Here is a 26,835-nt window from a genome sequence, read left to right as displayed (position 1 = left end):
ACGTCGATTCTCCTGAGATTATTTCGTTGCGCCCGCAGGCGTAGTGGCTTCATTATTGCCTTCAGTTGCGGCTGGCGCATCGCCAGAATTCTTATTGTCATCACCTTTACTGTTGCTGTTGTAAAGGAACTGACCAATCATATCTTCCAGCACCATCGCAGATTTCGTGTCCTGAATCGTACCGCCATCTTTGAGGATAGACGTTCCCAGCTCAGGATCTTCAAAACCTACGTTCAATGCCAGATACTGTTCGCCCAACAGACCGGAAGTACGGATGCTCAGAGAACTGGTGTCAGGAATATGGTTAAAACGCGATTCAATTTCCAGCGTCACGCGCGGCAGGTACGTTTTCTGATCTAACGAGATGTCCGATACGCGTCCTACCACGACCCCGCCAATCCGCACCGGAGAGCGCTCTCTCAGACCGCCGATATTATCAAAGGTCGCATAAATCGTATAAGTCGGTTCAGTACGCATTGAGGTGACGTTCGCCGCCTTCAGGCAGACAAACAGCGCGGCCAGCAGCGCAACCAGCAGGAATAACCCGACCCAAATTTCATTTTTTTTCGTTTGCATGAACTCAATTCCCAAACATCAGTGCGGTCAGCACAAAATCCAGCCCCAGAACGGCAAGAGAGGCGTGCACTACGGTGCGTGTCGTTGCCCGGCTAATCCCGGCAGAGGTCGGGATAGCATCATAACCATTGAACAATGCAATCCAGGTGACCGTAATGGCAAAAACCACGCTCTTAATCAGGCAGTTGACCAGATCCAGACGCCAGTCGACGGCATTTTGCATAGCCGACCAGAAAAAGCCTGCATCAATACCTTTCCAGCTTACGCCAACCAACGACCCACCCCAGATCCCCACCGCGACAAATATAATCGTCAGCAGCGGCAATGAAATGACACCGGCCCAAAAACGCGGGGAGATCACTCGGCGCAGTGGATCGACGGCCATCATTTCCAGGCTGGAAAGCTGCTCGGTCGCCCGCATCAGGCCAATCTCTGCGGTTAAGGCCGATCCGGCCCGCCCGGCAAACAACAGCGCCGCAACCACCGGCCCCAGCTCACGTAGCAATGACAGCGCCACCAGCATACCGAGGCTGGTTTCCGCACTGTAGGTCGTCAGCACCAGGTATCCCTGCAACCCCAGCACCATGCCGATGAACACGCCAGAAACAATAATGATCAGCATCGATAAGACACCGACATTATAGAGCTGGCGTATCAGCAGCGGCGCATGTTTGCGAAACTCCGGCTTGCCGACAACTGCATTGAACAACATTAATCCGGCTCGCCCGAACGTCCTGAGGGTTTTTATTCCCCGATGTCCGAGTGATGCCAGCGCATTTAACAACATGGGTGGCTTAACTCCCTGTTTTGAGTAAATCGATGTGGTAGTCGCCCGCCGGGTAACGGAACGGAACCGGTCCATCGGCAATGCCATCGAGGAACTGACGCACACGCGGATCGGCATTTTCTTGCAGCGCCTGAGCACTACCGTAGGCCACTATTTTTTTGTCCGCCATAATATAGGCGTAATCCGCAATACTCAGCACTTCTGGCACATCATGGGAAACCACCACGCAGGTGACGCCCAGCGCGCTGTTCAGTTCAGAAATCAGCTTCACCAGCACGCCCATGGTGATGGGATCCTGGCCGACGAACGGCTCATCAAACATAATAAGGTCTGGCTCCAGCGCGATAGCACGTGCTAACGCTGCACGACGCGCCATCCCACCGGATAATTCAGAAGGCATTAATTTTGCCGCGCCCCGCAGACCAACGGCCTCGAGCTTCATCATTACCGTGCTTTTCAGCAGCGGCGCAGGCAGCGTTGTATGCTCGCGCAACGGGTATGCAACGTTGTCAAACACATTCATATCAGTAAACAGCGCACCAGACTGGAATAGCATGCTCATGCGCTTACGCACGGTAAATAAACGCGAACGGGACATGGCCGGGACATTTTCGCCGTCAAACAGGATCTCGCCCTTATCCGGGGAGATTTGTCCGCCGATCAGACGCAACAGCGTCGTTTTGCCGATGCCTGATGGCCCCATGATCGCCGTCACCTTACCACGCGGCACCGTCAGGGAAATATTATCAAAGATGCAGCGGTCGCCTCGGGAAAAGCTGACATCGCGCATATCGATTAGATTCGCCACAGACTGACCCATTGATTCATCCTTTACTATTGCCTCGTTGATCGAAGAGCTTGGCGCTCAATTTAGCCCTGAACCCAACATATTTACAGATTATTACCTGTCCTGGTTAGCGAAAGCTGGCATTTGTTTTACTTTTTAGCCGCATAAAGTCAAAATTAAGAATTCGTGACGGCTTCCAGAAATCCTTCAAGTGGACCGGCGAGTATACCTGAAGAAAGGACTTTAGATGCTTTTAGCGACGGCGCTGTTAATAATTGGTTTACTTCTGGTGGTCTACGGTGCCGACCGACTGGTATTTGCCGCATCCATTTTATGTCGAAACTTCGGTATTCCCCCCATTATCATCGGGATGACCGTGGTCAGCATTGGTACATCGTTACCCGAGATAATTGTCTCCGTTGCCGCATCGATGAACGGGCAGCTTGATTTAGCCGTCGGTACCGCCATCGGCTCTAACATTACCAACATTCTGCTTATTTTAGGCCTGTCGGCGCTGATTCATCCTTTTACCGTGCATTCTGATGTTCTGCGTCGTGAATTACCGCTAATGTTGCTGGTAAGCATCTTAGCCGCATCGGTCCTGTATGACGGGCAATTGAGTCGCAGCGATGGTTTCTTTCTTCTGCTTCTGGCCGTGCTATGGCTGTTATTCATTGTTAAAATCGCCCGTCTGGCTGAGCGACAAGGTAACGACAGCCTGACCCGCGAGCAGATCGCGGAACTGCCGCGCGAAGGTGGATTACCGGTCGCCTTTTTGTGGTTGGGTATTGCGCTAATTATTATGCCAATGGCAACGCGTATGGTGGTAGATAACGCAACCGTACTGGCGAACTACTTCGCCATGAGCGAACTCACCATCGGGCTGACGGTTGTCGCCATTGGTACCAGCCTGCCGGAGCTGGCAACGGCAATTGCGGGTCTGCGTAAAGGCGAAAACGATATTGCCGTCGGCAACATCATCGGCGCGAACATTTTTAATATTGTTATCGTCCTCGGACTGCCGGCGCTGATTACGCCGGGTGAAGTTAATCCGATGGCCTTCACCCGTGACTATAGCGTCATGCTGCTGGTGAGCGTAATTTTTGCACTACTCTGCTGGCGACGTCCGCGCCAGATTGGTCGCGGCGCGGGAGCGCTGCTGACCGGCGGTTTTATCATATGGCTGGCGATGCTGTATTGGTTATCGCCACTTCTCGTTGGATAACTGGAAACGCATTATGTCGCACTTAGAGTTGCAACCGGGTTTTGACTTTCAGCAAGCAGGCAAGGAAGTCCTAGCAATTGAACGTGAAGGCCTGGCGGAGCTTGATCAGTACATCAACCAAAATTTTACTCTCGCCTGCGAGAAAATATTCAGCTGCCCGGGCAAAGTTGTAGTGATGGGGATGGGGAAATCTGGACATATCGGGCGGAAAATGGCAGCCACATTTGCCAGCACCGGCACCCCCTCATTTTTCGTGCATCCAGGCGAAGCCGCACATGGCGATCTGGGCATGGTCTCGCCGCAGGATGTAGTCATCGCCATCTCTAACTCCGGTGAATCCAATGAGATAGCGGCGTTAATCCCGGTGTTAAAACGCCTTCATGTACCGCTTATCTGCATGACCGGTCGTCCGGAAAGCAGCATGGCGCGTGCGGCAGATGTGCATCTGTGTGTTAAAGTGCCCAAGGAAGCTTGCCCGTTAGGCCTGGCGCCGACCAGCAGCACGACCGCAACGCTGGTGATGGGCGATGCGCTAGCCGTGGCATTATTAAAAGCGCGTGGCTTTACCGCGGAAGATTTTGCGTTATCTCATCCCGGTGGCGCACTAGGCCGTAAGCTTTTACTGCGCGTTAACGATATTATGCATACGGGCGATGAGATCCCGCATGTGACTAAAAGCGCCAGCCTGCGTGACGCCTTACTTGAGATCACGCGTAAAAATCTCGGCATGACCGTCATTTGCGATGATGACATGAAGATTGACGGTATTTTCACCGATGGCGATTTACGTCGCGTCTTCGATATGGGCGTTGATGTTCGCCAGTTAGGCATTGCCGATGTGATGACCCCTGGCGGCATTCGCGTGCGTCCGGGCATTCTTGCCGTCGATGCCCTGAACTTAATGCAGTCCCGCCATATCACCTCGGTAATGGTTGCTGATGGCGACCGGTTACTTGGTGTGTTACATATGCATGATCTGCTGCGTGCAGGTGTAGTGTAAGAAACTCAAGGATAAAGAAAATGAGTAAAGCAGGTGCGTCGCTTGCGACCTGTTATGGACCCGTCAGCACAGACGTTATCACCCGGGCAGAGAACATCCGTTTGCTGATCCTGGATGTGGATGGCGTACTGTCTGATGGTCTGATTTATATGGGCAACAACGGTGAAGAGCTGAAGGCTTTTAACGTCCGCGATGGTTACGGAATTCGCTGTGCGCTCACTTCCGGTATCGAGGTTGCCATTATTACCGGACGAAAGGCTAAACTTGTAGAAGATCGCTGTGCCACATTGGGGATCACGCATTTGTATCAAGGGCAGTCAGACAAACTGGTCGCCTTTAACGATCTCCTTAGCAAACTGGCGATCGCTCCTGAAAATGTTGCGTACGTTGGCGATGATCTGATCGACTGGCCGGTGATGGCACAAGTGGGATTAAGCGTGGCGGTGGCGGATGCTCATCCTTTGCTGATCCCGCGGGCTGATTATGTCACCCGCATCGATGGGGGACGCGGCGCGGTACGCGAAGTCTGCGATTTATTACTCCTGGCGCAGGGCAAACTGGACGAGGCCAAAGGGCAATCGATATGAGCAAAACCAGACGTTGGGTTATCATTCTACTGTCGCTGGCTGTCCTTGTGATGATTGGTATTAATCTGGCAGACAAAGACGACACCGCTGAGGTCGTCGTAAATAATAACGAGCCAACCTATAAGAGCGAACATACTGATACCGTTGTGTATAGTCCCGAAGGCGCACTGAGCTATCACTTGATCGCGCAAAACGTTGAATATTATTCGGAACAAGCGGTTTCGTGGTTTACTCAACCGGTATTAACCACATTTGATAAGGATAAAGTACCGACCTGGACGATCAAGGCTGATAAAGCCAAATTGACCAACGATCGGATGCTATATCTGTACGGCCATGTTGAGGTCAACGCCCTGGTGCCCGACTCTCAACTACGCAGAATGACGACCGATAACGCACAGATTAACCTGGTGACACAAGACGTCACTTCCGATGATCTCGTCACGTTATATGGCACAACATTTAACTCCAGCGGACTGAAGATGCGCGGCAACTTACGCAGCAAGAACGCCGAGCTGATTGAAAAGGTTAGAACCTCATATGAAATCCAAAACAAACAAACTCAGCCTTAATCTTGTGCTTGCCAGCGCACTTCTGGCCGCCAGCATCCCGGCATTCGCCGTTACCGGCGATACCGAGCAGCCGATTCACATTGAGTCGGACCAGCAGTCTCTTGATATGCAAGGCAACGTGGTGACCTTTACTGGCAATGTGATTGTGACTCAGGGCACCATCAAAATTAACGCCGATAAAGTCGTCGTAACCCGCCCTGGCGGTGAAGACGGTAAAGAAGTCATTGATGGCTACGGTAATCCTGCAACCTTTTACCAGATGCAGGACAACGGTAAACCGGTTAAAGGCCACGCCTCACACATGCATTATGAACTGGCGAAAGACTTCGTCGTTCTCACCGGTAAGGCTTACCTGGAACAGCTCGATAGCAACATCACGGGCGATAAGATCACCTATCTGGTGAAAGAGCAGAAAATGCAGGCCTTCAGCGATAAAGGCAAACGCGTCACCACCGTTCTGGTACCGTCGCAGTTGCAGGACAAAAACAAGGCTCCGGCAGAGAAAAAAGGTAACTGATTCGTTATGGCAACATTAACTGCAAAGAACCTTGCAAAAGCCTATAAGGGCCGCCGTGTGGTGGAAGATGTCAGTCTGACCGTCAACTCCGGGGAGATCGTCGGTCTGCTCGGTCCTAACGGTGCGGGCAAGACAACGACCTTTTACATGGTGGTCGGCATTGTCCCACGTGATGCGGGCAACATTATCATTGATGACGAAGACATCAGCCTGCTGCCTCTGCATGCGCGCGCGCGTCGCGGCATCGGCTACTTGCCGCAGGAAGCGTCTATTTTCCGTCGCCTGAGCGTGTTTGATAACCTGATGGCGGTGCTGCAAATTCGTGACGATCTTACCAGCGAGCAGCGGGAAGATCGCGCCAACGAGCTGATGGAAGAGTTCCACATCGAACACCTGCGTGACAGCATGGGACAGTCGCTCTCCGGTGGTGAACGACGCCGCGTGGAGATCGCCCGCGCACTGGCCGCGAATCCGAAATTTATCCTGCTGGATGAACCGTTTGCCGGTGTTGACCCGATTTCCGTTATTGATATCAAACGGATCATCGAACACCTGCGCGACAGCGGGCTTGGGGTGCTGATTACCGACCATAACGTTCGCGAAACGCTGGCAGTGTGTGAGCGCGCCTACATCGTGAGTCAGGGCCACCTGATCGCGCATGGCACGCCAACAGAAATACTGCAGGATGAGCACGTTAAACGCGTATACCTTGGGGAAGACTTCAGACTCTGATAGGGTAGAAGACTTCACGTCACCGCAGGAGAGAACAACTCTGAACATGAAGCAAGGTTTGCAACTCAGGCTTAGCCAACAACTGGCGATGACGCCTCAGCTACAACAGGCTATCCGTCTGTTGCAGCTGTCCACGCTGGAACTTCAGCAAGAACTTCAGCAAGCGCTGGAAAGTAATCCACTGCTCGAGCAAACCGATCTTCACGACGAAATTGATACCCAGGAAAAACAGGACAGCGAATCCCTCGACACCGCAGATGCTCTCGAACAAAAAGAGATGCCAGAGGAGCTGCCGCTTGACGCCAGTTGGGATGAAATTTACACCGCCGGTACGCCTTCTGGCACCAGCGGGGATTACATCGACGACGAACTGCCTGTGTATCAGGGTGAGACCACGCAATCGCTGCAGGATTACCTGATGTGGCAAGTGGAGCTGACCCCGTTCTCGGATACCGATCGCGCAATTGCGACATCCATTGTTGATGCGGTAGACGAAACCGGTTATCTCACCGTAACCCTGGACGATATTCTCGAAAGCATGGGCGATGACGACGTCGGCATGGACGAAATCGAAGCCGTGCTTAAACGCATTCAGCGTTTTGATCCCGTGGGCGTGGCGGCCAAAGATCTCCGCGACTGCTTATTGATCCAACTTTCCCAGTTTGATAAAGCCACGCCGTGGCTGGAAGAAGCGCGCCTGATCATCAGCGATCACCTCGATCTGTTAGCCAACCATGACTTCCGCACGCTGATGCGCGTAACCCGGCTGAAAGAAGATGTGCTGAAAGAAGCCGTCAATCTTATTCAGTCCCTGGACCCCAGACCTGGGCAGTCTATCCAGACCGGGGAGCCAGAATACGTTATTCCGGATGTACTGGTGCGTAAGCATAACGATCGCTGGGTGGTCGAACTCAACGGCGACAGCATTCCACGGTTGCAGATTAACCAGCACTACGCCGCCATGTGCAACAGCGCGCGCAACGACGCTGACAGCCAGTTTATTCGTAGCAATCTGCAGGATGCAAAGTGGCTGATTAAAAGCCTGGAAAGTCGCAATGATACGCTGCTGCGCGTCAGTCGCTGTATCGTTGAACAGCAGCAAGCCTTCTTTGATCAAGGCGAAGAGTTTATGAAACCGATGGTGCTGGCGGATATCGCCCAGGCCGTCGAGATGCACGAATCGACCATTTCCCGAGTGACCACGCAAAAGTATCTGCACAGTCCGCGCGGCATTTTTGAATTGAAGTATTTCTTTTCCAGTCACGTTAACACTGAAGGCGGAGGCGAAGCCTCATCCACAGCTATACGTGCACTGGTGAAGAAATTAATTGCTGCGGAAAACCCCGCGAAACCGCTGAGTGACAGCAAGTTAACCTCTATGCTGTCAGAACAGGGTATCATGGTGGCACGCCGCACTGTTGCGAAGTACCGAGAGTCTTTATCCATTCCGCCGTCAAACCAGCGCAAACAGCTGGTCTGACCCAACCGATAAGGAAGACACTATGCAGCTCAACATCACTGGAAACAACGTCGAAATCACTGAAGCCTTACGCGATTTTGTTAATACAAAATTCGCCAAGCTAGAACAATATTTCGACCGGATTAATCAGGTCTATATTGTGTTGAAAGTGGAGAAGGTGACACATATCTCGGATGCAACACTGCATGTGAACGGTGGCGAAATTCATGCCAGCGCGGAAGGTCAGGATATGTACGCCGCCATTGACGGTTTAATTGATAAACTGGCTCGGCAGTTAACAAAACATAAAGATAAACTGAAACAGCACTAACTTGTCCGGGCAGTTAGCGGGTGCAGGACGGCCTGTTGTGTAGCACAACGGGCCATTTGTACAGTTAGCGCTTAGGTGAAATTATGACAAATAACGATACGACTCTACAACTGAGCAATGTTCTTAACCAGGAATGTACACGCGCTGGCGTTCACTGCCAAAGCAAGAAACGCGCGCTGGAAATCATCAGCGAACTGGCGGCAAAACAGCTCAGCTTGCCCTCTCAGGTGGTATTTGAAGCCATTCTGACGCGTGAAAAAATGGGCAGTACCGGCATCGGTAATGGAATTGCTATCCCGCACGGAAAGCTGGAAGAAGACACGATGCGCGCAGTTGGCGTGTTTGTGCAACTTGAAACGCCAATTGCTTTCGACGCCATTGATAATCAACCCGTCGATCTGCTTTTCGCCCTGCTGGTTCCGGCAGACCAAACCAAGACGCATTTGCATACGTTGTCGCTGGTCGCCAAACGTCTGGCCGATAAAACCATCTGCCGCCGCCTGCGCGCAGCACAGAGTGACCAGGAGTTGTATCAAATCATCACGGACACCGAAGGTGGACTGGATGAAGCATAACAACCCAATGGCATCCTTTTTTGTCGTTGTGAGGAGAAACAGTACATGGTACTGATGATCGTCAGCGGTCGTTCGGGGTCAGGAAAATCTGTCGCCCTGCGAGCGCTGGAAGATATGGGTTTTTACTGCGTGGATAACCTTCCCGTAGTGCTGTTGCCCGATCTGGCTCGTACTCTGGCCGATCGCCAGATTTCTGCGGCCGTCAGCATTGATGTGCGCAACATGCCTGAGTCCCCAGAGATTTTCGAGCAGGCAATGAACAATCTGCCTGAAGGCTTCTCACCACAGTTGCTGTTCCTTGACGCCGATCGTAACACCCTGATTCGCCGCTACAGCGACACGCGTCGCCTGCATCCTCTTTCCAGCAAGAACTTATCTCTGGAGAGCGCTATCGATAAGGAAAGCGATTTGCTGGAGCCTCTGCGCTCTCGTGCTGACCTGATCGTGGATACCTCCGAAATGTCCGTGCACGAACTGGCGGAAATGTTGCGTACTCGCCTGCTGGGCAAGCGTGAACGCGAATTGACGATGGTATTCGAATCCTTTGGTTTCAAACACGGTATCCCAATTGATGCGGATTACGTCTTTGACGTGCGCTTCCTGCCTAACCCGCACTGGGATCCGAAGCTGCGCCCGATGACCGGTCTTGACCGCCCCGTTGCCGCCTTCCTTGACAGGCACACAGAAGTACACAATTTTATCTACCAGACTCGCAGCTATCTTGAGCTATGGTTACCCATGCTGGAGACCAACAACCGCAGCTACCTCACCGTAGCTATCGGCTGTACCGGCGGGAAACACCGTTCGGTGTATATTGCAGAGCAGCTGGCAGACTACTTCCGCTCACGCGGTAAAAACGTACAGTCACGCCATCGTACGCTGGAAAAACGTAAATCATGACCGTGAAGCAAACCGTTGAAATCACGAATAAGCTGGGTATGCATGCTCGCCCAGCCATGAAACTGTTTGAATTGATGCAGGGTTTTGAAGCAGAAGTTTTGCTGCGTAATGATGAAGGAACGGAAGCCGAGGCAAACAGTGTTATCGCTCTGCTGATGCTGGATTCCGCCAAAGGGCGTCAGATAGAAGTTGAAGCCACGGGTCCACAGGAAGTGGAAGCCCTGGCAGCGGTGATTGCCCTGTTTAATTCAGGGTTTGATGAAGATTAGTCGAGTACCTGAAGCGCTGCGCTCATCAGGCCTACACGGCAACGTCTCACTCCCGTAGGCCGGATCCGTATCCGGCAATAAACCCGTTAATACAGCTTATTTTCCCGCATAAACGACTCACCGCCTAGCTGGCGCATTTGGCGCATAATCCACGCCTGACGGCTACGTACATAACCAGAAGGCGCATTCGCTTTAAAACGCAAAGGATTGGGTAATACCGCCGCCAGCAAGGCCGCTTCAGACAGACTCAGCCGACTGGCTGGCTTATGGAAATAGCGCTGCGCCGCTGCCTCCACGCCGAAAACCCCATCACCAAACTCAGCAATATTCAGGTAAACGGTCAGAATACGCTTCTTGCTCCAGACGGTTTCCATACCCAGCGTTAGCCCGGCTTCGAGACCTTTACGCACCCAGCTACGTCCATCCCACAGAAAGAGGTTTTTTGCCGTCTGTTGCGATAACGTCGACGCCCCGCGAATACGGTTTTCATTACGTTCGTTGTGCGCCAGCGCTTTCTCTATGGCGGAAACATCGAATCCCCAGTGCTCGGGAAACTTCTGGTCCTCCGCGGCGATCACCGCCAGTCCCATCCACGGTGAGATCTCATCCATGCTCACCCAGTCTGAGTGCGCCACATAACCGAAATCACCGGACAGCCATGCGCTCAGTTGCCGCTCGACCATCACGGCAGAGAAAGGGACTGGCATCACGCTGAAAAGTGCGATGCCCCCGCCCCAAAATACGGCGAGGACAACGACCGCCCGCAGAAAGATACGTCGCAGAAAGGCGGTAACTCCTTTTCTCATTCAGCCAGCACCAGCACACGTGATACCAGTTTATCGATACCACTCGCGGCCTGAGCGATGTCCTGCGCCAGCATATAGGCGGGAGTAGTGACAATTTTGTTGTCTTCATCAACGACAATGTCATCAACCGGACAAGGCACATGTTCTGCGCCCATCTCTTCCAGCACCTCTGCCGTATCAATATCAGTACCGATGGTCAGACGCAGCGGAAAGTCAAAAATTTTAGGTAACATGGCAGGCGCAATGCACATAAATCCCAGCGGCTTACCCGCCTGATGCATAGCCACCGCCAGCGCAGCTAAGTCGCTATCAACCCGGCACTCACTGCCCTGGCTGGCAAAATTGCTCAGATTTTTAGCCGCGCCAAACCCGCCTGGCACGATCAACGCATCCAGTTCCGTTGAGACTGCCTGAGCAAGTGGGCGAATATCACCGCGTGTTATACGGGCGGCTTCAATCAGCACATTACGCGTTTCCTGCATCGGCTCGCCGGTCAGATGATTAATCACATCCGCTTGTTGTTTATCCGGTGCGAAACAGACGGCCTGAGCGCCGTTGCGGGCAATCGCCAGAAGCGTGAGAACAGTTTCATGGATCTCTGCGCCGTCATACACGCCGCATCCGCTGAGCACTACACCCACTTTTTTCATCGTGATACTCCTTTCTCAACTGGCTGAAACATATTAGTTATTATGATTTAAATGCTACGCTTCACACATTTAACTGATTCATGTAACAAATTATTTAAGATTTGCTATCTTAACTGCGTGCGGCCTGAAAATTAGGGCTGCGCCCTTGTAAACAATGATAATAATTTACGGCGCAGCCACGATTTCCCTGGTGTTGGCGCAGTATTCGCGCACCCCGGTCAAGCCGGGGTCATTTTTTTTCCACGCTCGCCACCCAGGCCTTCAATACCGCCACGTCGTGCTGCCACTCCTGCTTCATCTCTTCAATCCATTCAGCAACATTATCTTCCCAGGCTGGAAGGTCTGGCGACTGGATTTGCTGACCTAACTGTTGCAGATGGCGCAGCCCCACGGAACCTGCCGCGCCTTTAATTTTATGGCCTTCCTCAACAACGCCTTTTTTATCCCGTGCGGTCAGATTAGACTCCAGCACGCTCAAATATCCCGGCATCATCTTCTCAAACACCGCCAGCCCGTCGGTTATTAACTTCGGTCCCACCAGCTCGAGGTATTGTTCCAACATAGGAATATCTAACAGCGCTTGCGATTTACTGCTCTCTTCAGATGTCACAGTGCTCTCCTCTTTGTTTCGGGTATCCCAGTATTTTTTGATCATGGCGGTTAACGCCGGAACCGACAGCGGCTTACTCAGCACGTCGTCCATTCCCGCGTCCAGATACTCTTTTTTATCTTTCAGAACGTTGGCGGTAAGCGCAACCAGCGGCGGCAGGTCCTCACGGGCGTATTTTTGCGTCAGCTCGCGCGAGATATCCAGACCGGTCATATCCGGTAGCTGAATATCCAGCAACACCAGGTCATATTCGCCCGGCGTGAACATTTCCAGCGCGGCTTTCCCGGTCATGGCGACATCCACGCTGTTGCCCAGTTTTTCCAGCACTGAACGCGCGACAATAACGTTCAGTTCGATATCTTCCACCAGCAGCACATTCAGGGCTGGCAGCGGCATGTCGTCGTCTTCAAAGGCGTCTTCAATCTCTTCCGCTACCGCAGGCGCATGCACGGTCAGCGTAAAGATGGAGCCTTTGCCAGCCTGGCTGGAGACCGTAATATCGCCGCCCATGTTTTTCGCCAGACGCTTCGATACGGCCAGTCCAATCCCGGTTCCCGTTGCCGGTTTGCCGCCATTGCTGTCCTTAACCTGATAATACATGGCGAAGATTTTATCTTGCTCATCCTGCGGAATACCGATCCCGGAATCTTCAACTTCGAAATGCAGTATATTCCCCTGGTCATAGCGCGCCCGCACGGTTACCTGTCCCTGCTGGGTAAACTTCACGGCGTTGCTGATCAGATTCCACAGAATCTGGCGCAAACGCGTGCCGTCGGTAATGACCTTATGCGGTAGTGGTAACGTCGGCTCAAGCACAAAACGCAGCCCTTTTTGCTGCGCCTGCAGGCCAGAGAGGTTTTCCAGATCCGCCATAAAGCTGGTGAAATCGATCGGCTGGTTATCGAGCTGAACTTTACGTCGCTCCATCTTATCCATGTCGATAATATCGTTGAAAATATTTCCCAGCGTCACGGCAGAGACGTGGATTGTTTTCAGGTATTTTTCCTGCTCAGCGGTCAGATCCGTATCCAGCAGGATCCGGCTTAAGCCGACAATGCCGTTAAGCGGGGTGCGCAGTTCGTGGCTGATGGTAGAAATGAAGGTGGTCTTATCGCGGCTGGCGCGCTCTAACGCGTCCTGATAACGCTTACGCTCGGTAATATCGCGCCCAAAACCCATCAGACCATGCCGCTTACCTACGCGGTCATAGTAAGGTACTTTGCGAATTTCAAAGCAGGCTTTGCGCCCGTCCGGATAGTCTAGCCACTGTTCGTAGGTGAGCGAGACGTTATGACGGAACACCTTCTCGTCGGTTTCAATGACCTTTTCTGCCGCCTCAGGGGAGTAAACATCAGCCGGTTTTAAATTCACCAACTGCTTTTCGCTCTTGCCGGTCAGCAGTTCCATGGCACGGTTACAGCCGGAAAATTCTTTATCTTCATTACGATAAAAAACCAGATCCGGCGAGGCATCAAGGAAAGAGCGTAAAAAGGAAGACTGCTGCTCAAGCTGAATCTGCGCTTCTTCGCGCTCTTTGATTTCAACCTTCAACTGCTCGAACGTATCCTGGCGCTCCGCTTCGGCTTTTTCGCGCTCAACAATTTCCTGATTAAGCTGGGCAATATTATCTTTCAACTGCACATTGAGCTTGAGATCGCGCTCGCGCATCTCTTCCAGCTTTTGTACCAGTCGTGACAAGCGTTGCCGGGACTCTTCCAGTTGCTCCACCACCACTGACAGAAAATAGACGGCCCAGGGGGTAATTAACAGACCAAAAAAGATAGAGCGGATAACATCAATGCTTTCTACCTGGCCATGCAGCACCATGGTGACAGCCATCTGCACCACAATCGCCAACACGACCAGCGCCAGCGCCAATAACAGCGAAAAGCGCACCAGACCCAATTTCATCATCAGGTCGACGTAATATTGCGCCAGCATACGGATTTGCTTCATAGAGGGTTCCTTCACGACAACTTGGCACAATAATACTCAATTCTCAGCGTGACGTTGAAGATTGTGCAAGAAATGCGGAGGTTATCGGTGAAATGACCGAGGAGAGATTCAACGTGGGCCTGATAAGCGTAGCGTCATCAGGCAAGCAGGCGCAGATTGCCGGATGGTTAGCTCCCAGGCTGAATCCACGGAGTGCCAAGCGCAGAGCCTTGAACACCATGAGCATTGAGATAGCGATCCAGTTCGACCATCCCGGTCCAGCGGTTTTCACACCATAGCGGAGCCAACAACATTGGGCGACGCGCGCTGGCAGAGATTCGATGATAAATCACCTCTGGCGGCGTATGGCGGATCATCTCCCCTGCGGTAACCGTGTAGTCGTCCAGTTCAATTCCGTTCAGCCGTCCAGCTTCCCAGGCCTTTGCCATCGTACTGCCTTTCACAATATGCAGCGGATGCAGCTTAATACCGTCAACGCCCGTCTCCACCACACGTTCCATGGTTTGCAGACAGTCTGCCTGTCCTTCTCCCGGCAGACCAACAATCAGGTGTGAGCACACTTTCAGCCCGCGCTCGCGCGCCAGCCGCGTGGTGTTCTGATAGCAGGCAAAATCATGGCCGCGGTTAATCCGGTGCAGAGTTTTGTCATGCGCAGTTTGCAGACCGAGCTCCAGCCATACCTCATAGCCGAGGTCTTTATACTCACAAAGCAGATCGAGTACCGCATCCGGCACGCAGTCGGGGCGCGTCCCAACGCATAACCCGACGATGTTGGCCTGGCTGACCGCCTGTTGATACATCGAGCGCAGCACCTGTACTTCCGCGAAGGTGCTGGTATAAGCCTGGAAATAGGCCAGATAGCGTCTGGCGCGATTGACCAACTGAGCCTGATGCTCAAGCTGCTCGGCAATTGAATGGTGCTGCTGTGCTTCATCGGCAAACGAGGCGACATTACAGAAAGTACATCCGCCGCGTCCGATGGTGCCATCACGGTTTGGACAGCTAAATCCGCCGTGCAGCGTGAGTTTATGAACCTTTTGCCCATAACGGCGAGAAAGATCCCCACCAAACATATTGACTAATTTCTGTAACTGCATAATCTGGTAGACCGCGCCTTGAAAAGAGGCCAAAGCCTGCCATTTTTTGCCCCAGTCGGCGATGACCAGGATCAATCGCCCTGGCGAGCCTTTATTTATTGCATAACAAATCAAAATAATCGAAATTACATTCACTCAAAATATAATTACTTTTCCTTATATCCAGCTGTTTTTTTTATCTTCTTATACTCTCAGCGTAAAAACAGTATCTTTAAGACGCCAAAACTCTAAAAACCAGCATAAAATGCCAAGTATATCGATAAACAAAGGGAGGACGAGAGATATCCGGCCTCTCTTACAGTGAGACAGATCACACTTCCCAGGGCATCCTCCTCAGGTTATATCAATGTATAAAACCCTTTTATTTCAATATTTTCATAAAGTTAATTGCCCAATAGCACATTTTTGCATAAATAAGATTGCCATTTGACCTGTGTGTGGATTCCCGATAACTTGGAAATCCGCTGGAAGCTTTCTGGATGAGCAGTCTGCTCATCATATTTATGCAGTAATTGAGATTCCCTCTGAAGCAAGTCCTCAAACTTGTTTGACCTGTGCGAAAAGGATAAAGAGGGCGAATGCGAGGTAAGCGTATGACACGCAAACCCCGTCGCCATGCTCTTGGTGTGCCCGTGCGCAACGGTCCAGATGGGAATCCCGCAGAGCCTGGGGAGGTTCACTGATATGTTGTACGATAAATCCCTTGAGAGGGATAACTGTGGTTTCGGCCTGATCGCCCACATAGAAGGCGAACCTAGCCACAAGGTAGTGCGTACCGCCATACACGCACTGGCCCGCATGCAGCACCGTGGCGCAATTCTTGCCGATGGAAAAACCGGCGATGGTTGCGGCCTGCTGTTACAAAAACCTGACCGCTTTTTCCGCATCGTAGCGCAAGAGCGCGGCTGGCGTTTAGCCAAAAACTACGCCGTCGGCATGATCTTTTTAAATAAAGACGCTGAGCTGGCAGCGGCTTCTCGTCGCATTGTAGAAGAAGAATTACAGCAGGAGACCCTGTCGATTGTCGGCTGGCGCGACGTGCCGACTAACGAAGGTGTTCTCGGTGAAATTGCGCTCTCCTCCCTGCCTCGTATCGAGCAAATTTTTGTTAATGCCCCTGCGGGCTGGCGTCCGCGTGATATGGAGCGTCGCCTGTTCATCGCGCGCCGTCGTATCGAAAAACGCCTCCAGGAAGATAAAGACTTCTACGTCTGTAGCTTGTCGAACCTGGTCAATATCTATAAAGGTCTGTGTATGCCGGCGGATCTGCCGCGCTTTTACCTGGACCTGGCGGACCTGCGTCTGGAATCGGCCATCTGCCTGTTCCACCAGCGCTTCTCCACCAACACCGTACCACGCTGGCCGCTGGCGCAACCGTTTCGCTACCTGGCGCACAATGGTGAAATCAACACCATCACCGGCAACCGCCAGTGGGCGCGCGCTCGTACCTATAAATTCCAGACGCCGCTGATCCCTGATCTGCACGACGCCGCACCGTTCGTTAACGAAACCGGCTCCGACTCCAGCTCGATGGATAACATGCTGGAACTGCTGCTGGCGGGCGGGATGGATATCATCCGCGCCATGCGTCTACTGGTGCCGCCGGCCTGGCAGAACAACCCGGATATGGACCCGGAGCTGCGCGCGTTCTTCGACTTTAACTCCATGCACATGGAGCCGTGGGATGGTCCGGCGGGTATCGTTATGTCCGACGGTCGCTTTGCCGCCTGTAACCTTGACCGCAACGGCCTGCGTCCGGCGCGCTACGTCATCACCAAAGACAAGCTGATTACCTGCGCTTCTGAAGTCGGGATCTGGGATTATCAGCCGGATGAAGTGGTTGAGAAAGGTCGCGTCGGCCCAGGGGAGCTGATGGTTATCGATACCCGCAGCGGGCGCATTCTGCATTCGGCTGAAACCGATGACGATCTGAAAAGCCGCCACCCCTACAAAGAGTGGATGGAGAAGAACGTCCGCCGTCTGGTGCCTTTCGAAGACCTGGCTGACGATCAGGTCGGCAGCCGTGAACTGGACGATGACACCCTCGCCAGCTACCAGAAACAGTTTAACTACAGCGCTGAAGAGCTGGATTCCGTTATCCGCGTGCTCGGTGAAAATGGTCAGGAAGCGGTCGGTTCAATGGGCGATGATACCCCGTTTGCCGTGCTCTCCAGCCAGCCGCGCATCATTTATGACTACTTCCGCCAGCAGTTTGCCCAGGTCACCAACCCGCCGATCGACCCGCTGCGTGAAGCGCACGTCATGTCGCTGGCCACCAGCATCGGTCGTGAGATGAACGTCTTCTGCGAAGCCGAAGGTCAGGCGCACCGTCTGAGCTTTAAGTCGCCGATCCTGCTGTACTCCGATTTCACCCAGCTCACCACCATGAAAGAGGAGCATTATCGCGCTGACCGACTGGATATCACCTTCGACGTGACTGAAACCACGCTCGAAGAGACCGTCAAGGCATTGTGCGATAAGGCTGAACAGATGGTGCGTAACGGCACAGTGCTACTGGTGCTCTCTGACCGTAATATCGCAAAAAACCGCTTGCCGGTTCCGGCACCGATGGCCGTTGGCGCAGTACAAACACGTCTGGTAGAACAAAGCCTGCGTTGCGATGCCAACATCATCGTTGAAACCGCCAGCGCCCGTGACCCGCACCATTTTGCCGTTCTGCTCGGTTTTGGCGCGACGGCCATTTATCCGTATCTGGCGTATGAAACGCTGGGACGTCTGATCGACACTCAGGCGATTGCCAAAGATTACCGGACCGTGATGCTGAACTACCGTAACGGCATCAACAAGGGTCTGTACAAAATCATGTCCAAAATGGGCATCTCGACCATCGCCTCTTACCGCTGCTCGAAGCTGTTTGAAGCCGTTGGTCTGCACGATGATGTTGTGGCTTTATGCTTCCAGGGCGTGGTCAGTCGCATCAGCGGCGCGGGTTTTACCGACTTCCAGCAGGATCTGCTGAACCTCTCCAAACATGCCTGGCTGGCGCGTAAGCCTATCAGCCAGGGCGGTTTGCTGAAGTACGTTCACGGCGGCGAATACCACGCCTACAACCCGGACGTGGTGCGCACGCTGCAACAGGCAGTACAAAGCGGCGAGTACAGCGACTATCAGGAATATGCAAAGCTGGTCAATGAGCGTCCGGCGGCCACGCTGCGCGATCTGCTGGCGATTACACCTGGCGATGAAGCCGTAAGCATTAGCGAAGTAGAACCCGCAACCGAACTGTTTAAACGCTTTGATACCGCAGCGATGTCTATCGGGGCATTAAGCCCGGAAGCACACGAGGCGCTGGCCGAAGCCATGAACAGCATCGGCGGTAACTCGAACTCCGGTGAAGGCGGCGAAGATCCGGCGCGCTACGGCACTAACAAGGTGTCGCGCATTAAGCAGGTGGCTTCCGGTCGCTTTGGCGTAACCCCAGCGTACCTGGTCAATGCTGATGTCATTCAGATTAAAGTCGCTCAAGGCGCGAAGCCGGGCGAAGGCGGTCAGTTACCGGGTGATAAAGTCACCCCGTACATCGCCAAACTGCGTTATTCGGTGCCGGGCGTGACGCTGATCTCCCCACCGCCGCACCACGATATCTACTCTATCGAGGACTTAGCGCAGCTGATTTTCGACCTGAAACAGGTCAACCCGAAAGCGATGATCTCGGTGAAGCTGGTTTCCGAACCAGGCGTCGGCACTATTGCCACCGGCGTTGCGAAAGCCTATGCGGACCTGATTACCATTGCCGGCTACGATGGCGGTACCGGTGCAAGTCCGCTCTCCTCCGTGAAGTATGCGGGCTGCCCGTGGGAACTCGGTCTGGTGGAAACCCAGCAGGCACTGGTGGCTAACGGTCTGCGTCACAAGATCCGTCTGCAGGTCGATGGCGGTCTGAAAACCGGCGTCGATATCATTAAAGCGGCAATTTTGGGTGCAGAAAGCTTCGGTTTCGGCACCGGCCCCATGGTCGCGCTGGGCTGTAAATACCTGCGTATTTGCCATCTGAACAACTGCGCAACCGGCGTGGCAACTCAGGATGACAAACTGCGTAAGAACCACTATCACGGTCTGCCGTTCAAAGTGACTAACTACTTTGAATTTATCGCCCGCGAAACCCGCGAGCTGATGGCGCAACTGGGCGTGAAACGTCTGGTGGATCTGATTGGTCGTACCGACCTGCTCAAAGAGCTGGAAGGGTTTACCGCCAAGCAGCAGAAGCTGGAGCTGTCTCGTCTGCTGGAAACCGCTGAACCGCATCCAGGTAAAGCGCTGCATTGCACTGAAAACAATCCGCCGTTTGATAACGGCGTGCTGAACGCCCAGCTGTTACAGCAGGCGAAACCGTTTGTCGATGAGCGCCAGAGCAAAACCTTCTGGTTCGATATCCGCAACACCGACCGTTCCGTCGGCGCATCGCTGTCGGGCTATATCGCTCAGACGCATGGCGATCAGGGGCTGGCATCTGACCCGATTAAAGCGCACTTCAGCGGTACCGCAGGCCAGAGCTTCGGCGTGTGGAACGCGGGCGGCGTGGAGCTGTATCTGACCGGCGATGCCAACGACTATGTCGGTAAAGGCATGGCGGGCGGCCTGCTGGCAGTGCGTCCTCCGGTTGGCTCTGCTTTCCGTAGCCATGAGGCGAGCATCATTGGTAACACCTGCCTGTATGGTGCTACCGGTGGCCGCCTGTTTGCTGCGGGTCGTGCGGGTGAGCGTTTTGCGGTGCGTAACTCCGGCGCTATTACCGTGGTTGAAGGTATTGGCGACAACGGCTGTGAATATATGACCGGCGGCATCGTGTGTATTCTCGGCAAAACCGGCGTCAACTTCGGTGCAGGCATGACCGGCGGATTCGCCTACGTGCTCGACGAAGACGGTGAATTCCGCAAACGCGTGAACCCGGAACTGGTAGAAGTACTGAGCGTGGACTCGCTGGCTATTCATGAGGAACACCTGCGCGGCCTGATTACCGAGCACGTACAACATACCGGTTCTTCACACGGCGAAGAGATCCTGGCGAACTGGCCAGCATTCTCGGCGAAATTCGCGCTGGTAAAACCGAAATCCAGTGATGTGAAAGCACTGTTGGGTCACCGTAGTCGTAGCGCAGCAGAGCTGCGTGTGCAGGCGCAGTAAGGGGTAGCAGCAATGAGTCAGAACGTATACCAATTTATCGACCTGCAGCGCGTTGATCCACCGAAGAAACCGCTGAAGATCCGTAAGATCGAATTTATCGAGATCTACGAGCCGTTTTCCGAAGGCCAGGCCAAAGCACAGGCAGATCGCTGTCTTTCCTGCGGCAACCCGTACTGCGAGTGGAAGTGCCCGGTACATAACTACATCCCGAACTGGCTTAAGCTGGCGAATGAGGGACGTATTTTTGAAGCGGCAGAACTGTCGCACCAGACTAACACTCTGCCGGAAGTGTGTGGTCGAGTGTGCCCGCAGGATCGTCTTTGTGAAGGATCCTGCACGCTAAACGATGAGTTCGGTGCGGTGACTATCGGCAACATCGAGCGCTATATCAACGATAAAGCGTTCGAGATGGGCTGGCGTCCGGATATGACTGGCGTTCGCCAGACGGACAAGCGCGTGGCGATCATCGGTGCAGGTCCGGCGGGCCTGGCCTGTGCTGATGTGCTGACCCGCAACGGCGTGAAGGCGGTGGTATTTGACCGCCACCCGGAAATCGGCGGTCTGCTGACCTTCGGGATCCCGGCGTTCAAGCTGGAGAAAGAGGTCATGACCCGTCGCCGTGAAATCTTCACCGGTATGGGTATTGAGTTCAAACTAAACGTGGAAGTGGGCCGCGACGTGCAGCTCAACGATCTGCTGAAGGATTACGATGCCGTGTTCCTTGGCGTAGGTACCTATCAGTCGATGCGCGGTGGGCTGGAAAACGAAGACGCTTCCGGCGTATTTGATGCCCTGCCGTTCCTGATCGCCAATACCAAACAGTTGATGGGATTCGGCGAAAGCAGTGACGAGCCGTACATCAGCATGGAAGGCAAACGCGTCGTTGTTCTCGGCGGTGGCGATACCGCGATGGACTGCGTGCGGACCTCGGTTCGCCAGAACGCGGCACACGTAATCTGCGCCTATCGCCGCGACGAAGAGAACATGCCGGGTTCCAAACGCGAGGTGAAAAACGCGCGTGAAGAAGGCGTCGAGTTCCAGTTCAACGTCCAGCCTTTAGGCGTGGAAGTGAATGCCAACGGTAAAGTGTGCGGCGTGAAAATGGCGCGCACCGAAATGGGCGAACCGGATGCGAAGGGTCGTCGCCGCGCGGAGATCGTCGCTGGTTCCGAGCACGTTGTTCCAGCTGATGCGGTGGTACTGGCGTTTGGCTTCCGCCCGCACAGCATGGAGTGGCTGAAAGAGCACAGCGTCGAGCTGGATTCTCAGGGCCGTATTATTGCTCCGGAACGCAGCGATAACGCCTTCCAGACCAGCAATCCAAAAATCTTCGCTGGTGGCGATATCGTGCGTGGTTCGGATCTTGTAGTCACCGCGATTGCCGAAGGTCGTAAAGCGGCAGACGGTATCCTGAACTACCTGGAAGTGTAAGTAAGCGTCCTCTGGCATCTCATCTTCAAACGCTGATGAGATGCCAGATTCCTCGCAATACCCCTGCCCCCTCCCCTCTATCAACACCGTGAAAGAGAACTAAAAAAACATACGGAAACGTTTGCTTTATTCTGAGAACTGTATATTATGCGGCGGATTTTTTGGGCAAAATTCATGGAGGCGTTGTGTCGCAGGACAACAATTATAGCCAGGGCCCCGTCCCTCTGGCGGCGCGGAAGGGCGTGATTCCACTAACGTTTGTCATGTTGGGACTCACATTTTTTTCCGCCAGTATGTGGACCGGTGGCACACTCGGTACCGGTCTTTCCTATAATGATTTCTTCCTGGCAGTTCTCTTCGGTAATCTTCTCCTCGGTATTTACACTGCATTTCTCGGTTTTATCGGCGCAAAAACAGGGCTCTCAACCCACCTTCTGGCACGTTACTCATTTGGTTTGAAAGGTTCATGGCTTCCCTCACTGCTCTTAGGCGGTACACAGGTAGGCTGGTTTGGCGTTGGTGTGGCCATGTTTGCTATCCCGGTTGGCAAAGCGACGGGGATTGACGTCAATGTTCTGATTGCGGTTTCCGGTCTGTTGATGACCCTGACTATCTTTTTTGGCATCTCGGCGCTGACCGTTTTATCTATCATCGCCGTACCTGCCATCGTCGTTCTTGGCAGCTACTCCGTCTGGCTGGCGGTGAGCGATGTCGGCGGTTTAGACCATTTAAAAGCGATAGTGCCGCAGACACCGCTGAATTTCTCCACCGCACTGGCGCTGGTGGTCGGCTCATTTATCAGCGCAGGCACGTTAACCGCCGACTTTGTCCGCTTTGGCCGCAACGCCAAAGGTGCGGTACTGATTGCCATGGTGGCATTTTTCCTTGGCAACTCGTTGATGTTTATCTTCGGCGCTGCGGGTGCCGCCGCTGTTGGACAGGCGGACATCTCTGACGTGATGATTGCTCAGGGCCTGCTGCTGCCCGCGATTGTGGTGCTCGGCCTGAATATCTGGACCACCAACGACAATGCGCTCTACGCTTCAGGTTTGGGATTTGCCAATATTACCGGCCTTTCCAGCCGTTCGTTGTCGGTGGCTAACGGTATTATCGGCACACTGTGCGCACTGTGGCTTTACAATAACTTTGTCGGTTGGCTGACATTTTTGTCGGCAGCGATTCCTCCAATTGGTGGAGTGATTATCGCCGACTATCTGCTGAACCATCGCCGATATGCCGACTTCAGCAAAGCACAATTTATTTCCGTAAACTGGATAGCTATCCTGTCCGTTGCACTGGGCATTGCCGCCGGTCACTATATTCCCGGTATCGTGCCCGTCAACGCCGTACTCGGCGGCGTATTCAGCTATATCCTGCTGAACCCACTTTTCAATCGCAGCCTTGCTAAATCACCAGAGGTCAGCCATGCAGAATAATAACATCACCATTCGTCAGGCGCGTTTACAGGGATGCGAAGGATTGTGGCAGCTCACGGTTGAAAACGGACGTTTCAGCCGAATTGAGGCTCAAGACGCCGCTACGTTGCCGCAGGGGGAAGTGCTTGATGCCGAAGGTGGCCTGGCAATCCCACCGTTCGTAGAGCCACATATCCACCTGGATACCACGCAAACCGCGGGGGAGCCGAGCTGGAACCAGTCTGGTACGTTATTTGAAGGCATTGAGCGCTGGGCCGAACGTAAGGCAATGCTCACTCACGATGACGTCAAAGCGCGCGCCATGCAGACTCTTAAGTGGCAGATGGCCAACGGCATCCAGTATGTCCGCACTCACGTTGATGTTTCCGACCCAACGCTGACCGCGCTGAAAGCCATGCTGGAGGTGAAGCAAGAAGTCGCTCCGTGGGTAGAGCTACAGATTGTCGCGTTCCCGCAAGAGGGCATTCTTTCTTATCCCAACGGTGAAGCGTTATTAGAGGAAGCCGTGCGTTTGGGGGCCGACGTCATTGGCGCTATCCCCCACTTTGAATTTACGCGTGAATATGGCGTGGAGTCGTTGCACAAAATTTTCGCCCTCGCGCAAAAATACAACAGACTTATCGACGTGCACTGTGACGAAATTGACGATGAGCAATCACGCTTTGTTGAAACCGTCGCGGCGCTGGCCCATCGCGACAATATGGGCGAGCGCGTGACCGCCAGCCATACTACGGCAATGCACTCCTATAACGGCGCGTATGCTTCCCGTCTTTTCCGCCTGTTGAAAATGTCCGGCATTAACTTTGTCGCGAATCCACTGGTGAATATTCACCTGCAAGGGCGCTTTGACACGTATCCTAAACGCCGCGGCGTCACACGCGTCAAAGAGATGCTGGAGGCAGAGATCAACGTCTGCTTCGGCCATGATGATGTCTTCGATCCGTGGTATCCGCTAGGCACCGCGAATATGCTGCAGGTACTGCACATGGGGTTACATGTGTGTCAGCTGATGGGATACGGACAAATTAACGATGGCCTGAATCTGATCACCACCCACAGCGCGAAAACCCTGCACCTGCAGGACTACGGTCTGAGCGTAGGGAATTCCGCGAACCTGGTGATTTTACCGGCAGAGAATGGATTTGACGCGGTTCGTCGCCAGACGCCTGCACGTTATTCCATTCGTCACGGGCGAATCATTGCCGAGACTGTGCCGAGCCAAACGACGCTGCATCTGACGCAGCCGGAAGCGGTGACGTTTAAGCGCTAGGTTGTAATATCCGGTGTCGGATGGCGCAAGCCTTGCCATCCGACACCGTCACTCTCATCGTCAGGTGCGTAATAAACTGGCGCGCACCTTGATCACCACCTTTTTGATGTCCATCGGAGCCTGTACCACGCAGCCCGGCTTATGCGGCTCGCCCGGCATAAAAATCACAAATCTTCCCGGCTTCAGTACCATCGCCTGCTCATCGGCAATCTGGCTACACAGCTGATAATCATCCTCCACGTGCATCTCTTCGCACTGACGAGCAGAATCAGTCATTCCGAACAGAATGCGTTCTTCACCGGATAACAGTACCTGAATATCAATGTATTCCCTGTGCAGTTCCGCTTTCTTTTGCTCCGGGCTCTGCGTTGCAAATTGCATGACATTCATAAAAATATTATCGCCCTGCAACTCGTAGCGCCCTGGCGTTTTCTCCTGCGGATTCGCCGCAACAGCCAGCGTTAACGCCTGCTGCAAAACCGGATGTAATCCGGCAGAAGGCAATGAACGCAACTCATCTGACATCATAATCAATCTCCCTGGGCCAACAGCGCGGCCCCCAGTAATCCAGCGTCATGACGGTAATGCGCCGCCCGTAATTCTACGTGGTAAGCCGAAGGCTCTTGTGCCAGATAGTTTTCCACCAGCGCCAGATACCCTGGCGCCAGCCCCACGCTGCCGCCAATCACCACAATCTGGCAATCGATCGTGGCCTTCACATCGGCGACAAGCCTTGCCAAAGTACGTGCCGAACGATGGATCAACCGACTGGCCTGCTCATCACCCTGCCCGGCGCGGCTAAAAATGGTTTTGGCGTCGCATCCAGCAAGCGTACCTTCGGCAGCCGCCGCGATCCCACGACCGGAAGCGATCGCCTCGACACAACCCACACGCCCGCAACCGCACACCGGCCCATGCGGATCAGCCAGCGTATGTCCCAGGTGCCCGGCCAGACCGCCAATCCCGGTCAGCAGCTTCCCATCATTTACCACCCCGCCGCCTACACCGGTGGAGACGGTGATAAACACCATATCGCGGTACTCGCCGCCAAGCGCATGATACTCAGCCCACGCCGCTGCCTGCGCGTCATTGACTGCCAGCGTCGGCAAAGCGGTGAGATCTTTTAGCGTTTGCACCAGAGGAAAATGCAGCAGCCCGCCGAGGTTGTGCGGGTTCAGCGCCAGTAGAGAACCGTCGCGGATAATCCCCGTTGAGGCGATCGCCACCCGCGTTGCCTGCCCCTGTAGCGGCGCAACCAGTGCTTGTAACACGGCACGCAGAGCATCCGGTGTTTTGCTGGCGGGCGTCGGCAATTCATGACGCTCTTGAATTTGCAGGCTGCTGTCTACCAGTGCGACAGCCAGTTTGGTGCCGCCAATATCAATCGACAGCGTGGTCATAGCACCGCCTTTTTTAGCGCTGTGTTGTACCACTGGCAAATGTGCTCCAGCCGGGTAATGGCTGAGCCGACTGTCACCGCCCAAGCGCCATGACGCATCGCCTCAGCGGCCTGCGCTGGCGTGTTGTAACGTCCTTCAGCAATCACCCGACAACCCGCGTTACTTAAAGACTTCACCAGAGCCAGATCCGGCTCTTCGGGCGTTTCTGGCGTGGTATAACCAGAAAGGGTAGTGCCAATGATTTCGGCACCGAGTTTCTGGCAGGCCATGCCATCCGCCATGGACGAACAGTCAGCCATCGCAAGGCGTTGGTGATGATGAATACGTGCCAGTAAGGTTTCTACAGGTACCGGACGTACGCGATCGGTACCGTCGATGGCGATGATGTCAGCGCCTGCCTGCGCCAGCGCATCAACATCCTCCAGATATGCGGTGATGCGGACCGGAGAGTCATCAAGGTCACGTTTGAGAATGCCGATAATCGGCACCGAAACTACCGCCCTGGTCGCTTTCAGGTTTTCCACCCCTTCAATGCGTAACGCCACCGCGCCAGCCTGTTCTGCGGCCAGCGCCATCGCCGCAACAATTTCCGGTTTATCTAACGGGCTGTCAGGAACAGGCTGGCAGGAGACAATCAGCCCGCCGTTCGCGGCAATCTTGATATCCAGTTGTTCAAGTAACGACATGCTTATTCCCTTATGACTATTGCCCGGCGCA

The 26,835-nt window shown here is 53.8% G+C and carries 25 protein-coding genes; 15 read left to right on the top strand and 10 right to left on the bottom strand.

Translation table 11 applies throughout. The features are described 5' to 3' along the window. Nucleotides 1-18: 18 nt before the first annotated feature. Genes mlaD through mlaF form a run of 3 tightly spaced genes read right to left on the bottom strand, consistent with a single transcriptional unit; the run spans nt 19 to nt 2,183 of the window. Complete coding sequence (mlaD, locus tag HV311_RS02655; protein WP_016154682.1) at nt 19-576, bottom strand: outer membrane lipid asymmetry maintenance protein MlaD; 558 nt, start codon at nt 574-576, stop codon at nt 19-21. A 4-nt stretch (nt 577-580) separates the two neighbouring features. Further along, entirely contained in the window at nt 581-1,363 is a 783-nt protein-coding gene (mlaE, locus tag HV311_RS02650; RefSeq protein ID WP_003025053.1) for a lipid asymmetry maintenance ABC transporter permease subunit MlaE, read from the bottom strand. A 7-nt stretch (nt 1,364-1,370) separates the two neighbouring features. Next, nucleotides 1,371-2,183, bottom strand: a complete 813-nt coding sequence (mlaF, locus tag HV311_RS02645; RefSeq protein ID WP_016154683.1) for a phospholipid ABC transporter ATP-binding protein MlaF — start codon at nt 2,181-2,183, stop codon at nt 1,371-1,373. Nucleotides 2,184-2,397: 214 nt separating this feature from the next. Here mlaF and HV311_RS02640 point away from each other — a divergent pair, with 214 nt between their 5' ends. The 11 genes from HV311_RS02640 (at nt 2,398) to npr (ending at nt 10,317) form a co-directional block, all read left to right on the top strand. Beyond that, nucleotides 2,398-3,375 carry a calcium/sodium antiporter gene (locus HV311_RS02640; protein ID WP_016154684.1) on the top strand — a complete coding sequence of 326 codons (978 nt, stop codon included), beginning with the start codon at nt 2,398-2,400 and terminating at the stop codon, nt 3,373-3,375. 13 nt (nt 3,376-3,388) lie between these two features. Further along, nucleotides 3,389-4,375, top strand: coding sequence for an arabinose-5-phosphate isomerase KdsD (kdsD, locus tag HV311_RS02635; protein WP_016154685.1), 987 nt, complete (start codon nt 3,389-3,391; stop codon nt 4,373-4,375). A gap of 20 nt (nt 4,376-4,395) precedes the next feature. Next, complete coding sequence (gene kdsC, locus HV311_RS02630; protein ID WP_046276014.1) at nt 4,396-4,962, top strand: 3-deoxy-manno-octulosonate-8-phosphatase KdsC; 567 nt, start codon at nt 4,396-4,398, stop codon at nt 4,960-4,962. Continuing rightward, nucleotides 4,959-5,534 (top strand): LPS export ABC transporter periplasmic protein LptC, encoded by a 576-nt coding sequence (gene lptC / locus HV311_RS02625; protein WP_047358522.1) that lies wholly within the window; start codon nt 4,959-4,961, stop codon nt 5,532-5,534. The genes kdsC and lptC overlap by 4 nt, the downstream gene beginning before the upstream one ends. Next, the gene (gene lptA / locus HV311_RS02620; RefSeq protein ID WP_016154688.1) at nt 5,503-6,051 is read left to right on the top strand and encodes a lipopolysaccharide ABC transporter substrate-binding protein LptA; all 549 of its coding nucleotides are present in this window, start codon (nt 5,503-5,505) and stop codon (nt 6,049-6,051) included. Before lptC ends, lptA begins: the two co-directional genes overlap by 32 nt. 6 nt (nt 6,052-6,057) lie before the next feature. Beyond that, nucleotides 6,058-6,783 carry an LPS export ABC transporter ATP-binding protein gene (gene lptB / locus HV311_RS02615; RefSeq protein ID WP_003025073.1) on the top strand — a complete coding sequence of 242 codons (726 nt, stop codon included), beginning with the start codon at nt 6,058-6,060 and terminating at the stop codon, nt 6,781-6,783. A 46-nt stretch (nt 6,784-6,829) separates the two neighbouring features. Continuing rightward, complete coding sequence (gene rpoN, locus HV311_RS02610; protein ID WP_016154689.1) at nt 6,830-8,263, top strand: RNA polymerase factor sigma-54; 1,434 nt, start codon at nt 6,830-6,832, stop codon at nt 8,261-8,263. A gap of 22 nt (nt 8,264-8,285) precedes the next feature. Continuing rightward, nucleotides 8,286-8,573, top strand: coding sequence for a ribosome hibernation promoting factor (gene hpf, locus HV311_RS02605; RefSeq protein ID WP_003025078.1), 288 nt, complete (start codon nt 8,286-8,288; stop codon nt 8,571-8,573). A gap of 83 nt (nt 8,574-8,656) precedes the next feature. Beyond that, entirely contained in the window at nt 8,657-9,148 is a 492-nt protein-coding gene (ptsN, locus tag HV311_RS02600) for a PTS IIA-like nitrogen regulatory protein PtsN (protein ID WP_016154690.1), read from the top strand. Between the two features lie 45 nt (nt 9,149-9,193). Further along, entirely contained in the window at nt 9,194-10,048 is an 855-nt protein-coding gene (gene rapZ, locus HV311_RS02595) for an RNase adapter RapZ (protein ID WP_003025085.1), read from the top strand. Then, nucleotides 10,045-10,317, top strand: a complete 273-nt coding sequence (gene npr, locus HV311_RS02590) for a PTS phosphocarrier protein NPr (RefSeq protein WP_003828770.1) — start codon at nt 10,045-10,047, stop codon at nt 10,315-10,317. The genes rapZ and npr overlap by 4 nt, the downstream gene beginning before the upstream one ends. Before the next feature lie 86 nt (nt 10,318-10,403). Here the strand turns inward: npr and mtgA are convergent, their stop codons facing one another. The 4 genes from mtgA to HV311_RS02570 form a co-directional block, all read right to left on the bottom strand. Further along, complete coding sequence (gene mtgA, locus HV311_RS02585) at nt 10,404-11,123, bottom strand: monofunctional biosynthetic peptidoglycan transglycosylase (protein ID WP_016157575.1); 720 nt, start codon at nt 11,121-11,123, stop codon at nt 10,404-10,406. Continuing rightward, a complete protein-coding gene (gene elbB, locus HV311_RS02580) occupies nt 11,120-11,773 on the bottom strand; it encodes an isoprenoid biosynthesis glyoxalase ElbB (RefSeq protein WP_016154692.1) in 654 nt (217 codons plus the stop codon). The genes mtgA and elbB overlap by 4 nt, the downstream gene beginning before the upstream one ends. A 229-nt stretch (nt 11,774-12,002) precedes the next feature. After that, nucleotides 12,003-14,339, bottom strand: a complete 2,337-nt coding sequence (gene arcB / locus HV311_RS02575) for an aerobic respiration two-component sensor histidine kinase ArcB (protein WP_016154693.1) — start codon at nt 14,337-14,339, stop codon at nt 12,003-12,005. A 167-nt stretch (nt 14,340-14,506) separates the two neighbouring features. Continuing rightward, nucleotides 14,507-15,436, bottom strand: a complete 930-nt coding sequence (locus HV311_RS02570; RefSeq protein ID WP_049040958.1) for a TIGR01212 family radical SAM protein — start codon at nt 15,434-15,436, stop codon at nt 14,507-14,509. Nucleotides 15,437-16,120: 684 nt separating this feature from the next. On the opposite strand from HV311_RS02570, the gene gltB reads away from it, so the two are divergent. The 4 genes from gltB (at nt 16,121) to HV311_RS02550 (ending at nt 24,718) form a co-directional block, all read left to right on the top strand. Then, nucleotides 16,121-20,581: a glutamate synthase large subunit gene (gene gltB / locus HV311_RS02565; RefSeq protein ID WP_049040924.1), complete on the top strand. Its 4,461-nt coding sequence runs from the start codon at nt 16,121-16,123 to the stop codon at nt 20,579-20,581. 12 nt (nt 20,582-20,593) lie between these two features. Beyond that, the gene (locus HV311_RS02560) at nt 20,594-22,012 is read left to right on the top strand and encodes a glutamate synthase small subunit (RefSeq protein ID WP_016154696.1); all 1,419 of its coding nucleotides are present in this window, start codon (nt 20,594-20,596) and stop codon (nt 22,010-22,012) included. Nucleotides 22,013-22,197: 185 nt separating this feature from the next. Next, complete coding sequence (gene codB, locus HV311_RS02555) at nt 22,198-23,448, top strand: cytosine permease (protein ID WP_016154697.1); 1,251 nt, start codon at nt 22,198-22,200, stop codon at nt 23,446-23,448. Next, a complete protein-coding gene (locus tag HV311_RS02550; protein ID WP_191220681.1) occupies nt 23,438-24,718 on the top strand; it encodes a cytosine deaminase in 1,281 nt (426 codons plus the stop codon). The genes codB and HV311_RS02550 overlap by 11 nt, the downstream gene beginning before the upstream one ends. Before the next feature lie 60 nt (nt 24,719-24,778). Here the strand turns inward: HV311_RS02550 and nanQ are convergent, their stop codons facing one another. The 3 genes from nanQ to HV311_RS02535 are packed head-to-tail and all read right to left on the bottom strand — an operon-like array spanning nt 24,779 to nt 26,804. Next, nucleotides 24,779-25,246: an N-acetylneuraminate anomerase gene (nanQ, locus tag HV311_RS02545; protein WP_191220680.1), complete on the bottom strand. Its 468-nt coding sequence runs from the start codon at nt 25,244-25,246 to the stop codon at nt 24,779-24,781. Nucleotides 25,247-25,248: 2 nt separating this feature from the next. Continuing rightward, nucleotides 25,249-26,118, bottom strand: coding sequence for an N-acetylmannosamine kinase (gene nanK, locus HV311_RS02540; RefSeq protein WP_191220679.1), 870 nt, complete (start codon nt 26,116-26,118; stop codon nt 25,249-25,251). Further along, entirely contained in the window at nt 26,115-26,804 is a 690-nt protein-coding gene (locus tag HV311_RS02535) for an N-acetylmannosamine-6-phosphate 2-epimerase (RefSeq protein ID WP_191220678.1), read from the bottom strand. Before HV311_RS02535 ends, nanK begins: the two co-directional genes overlap by 4 nt. Nucleotides 26,805-26,835: the final 31 nt, after the last annotated feature.

The organism is Citrobacter sp. RHBSTW-00881 (assembly GCF_013728515.1).
Taxonomy (GTDB): domain Bacteria; phylum Pseudomonadota; class Gammaproteobacteria; order Enterobacterales; family Enterobacteriaceae; genus Citrobacter; species Citrobacter braakii.
Note: the sequence above shows the minus strand (reverse complement) of the source record. Positions and strands in the feature narration are given on the sequence as shown.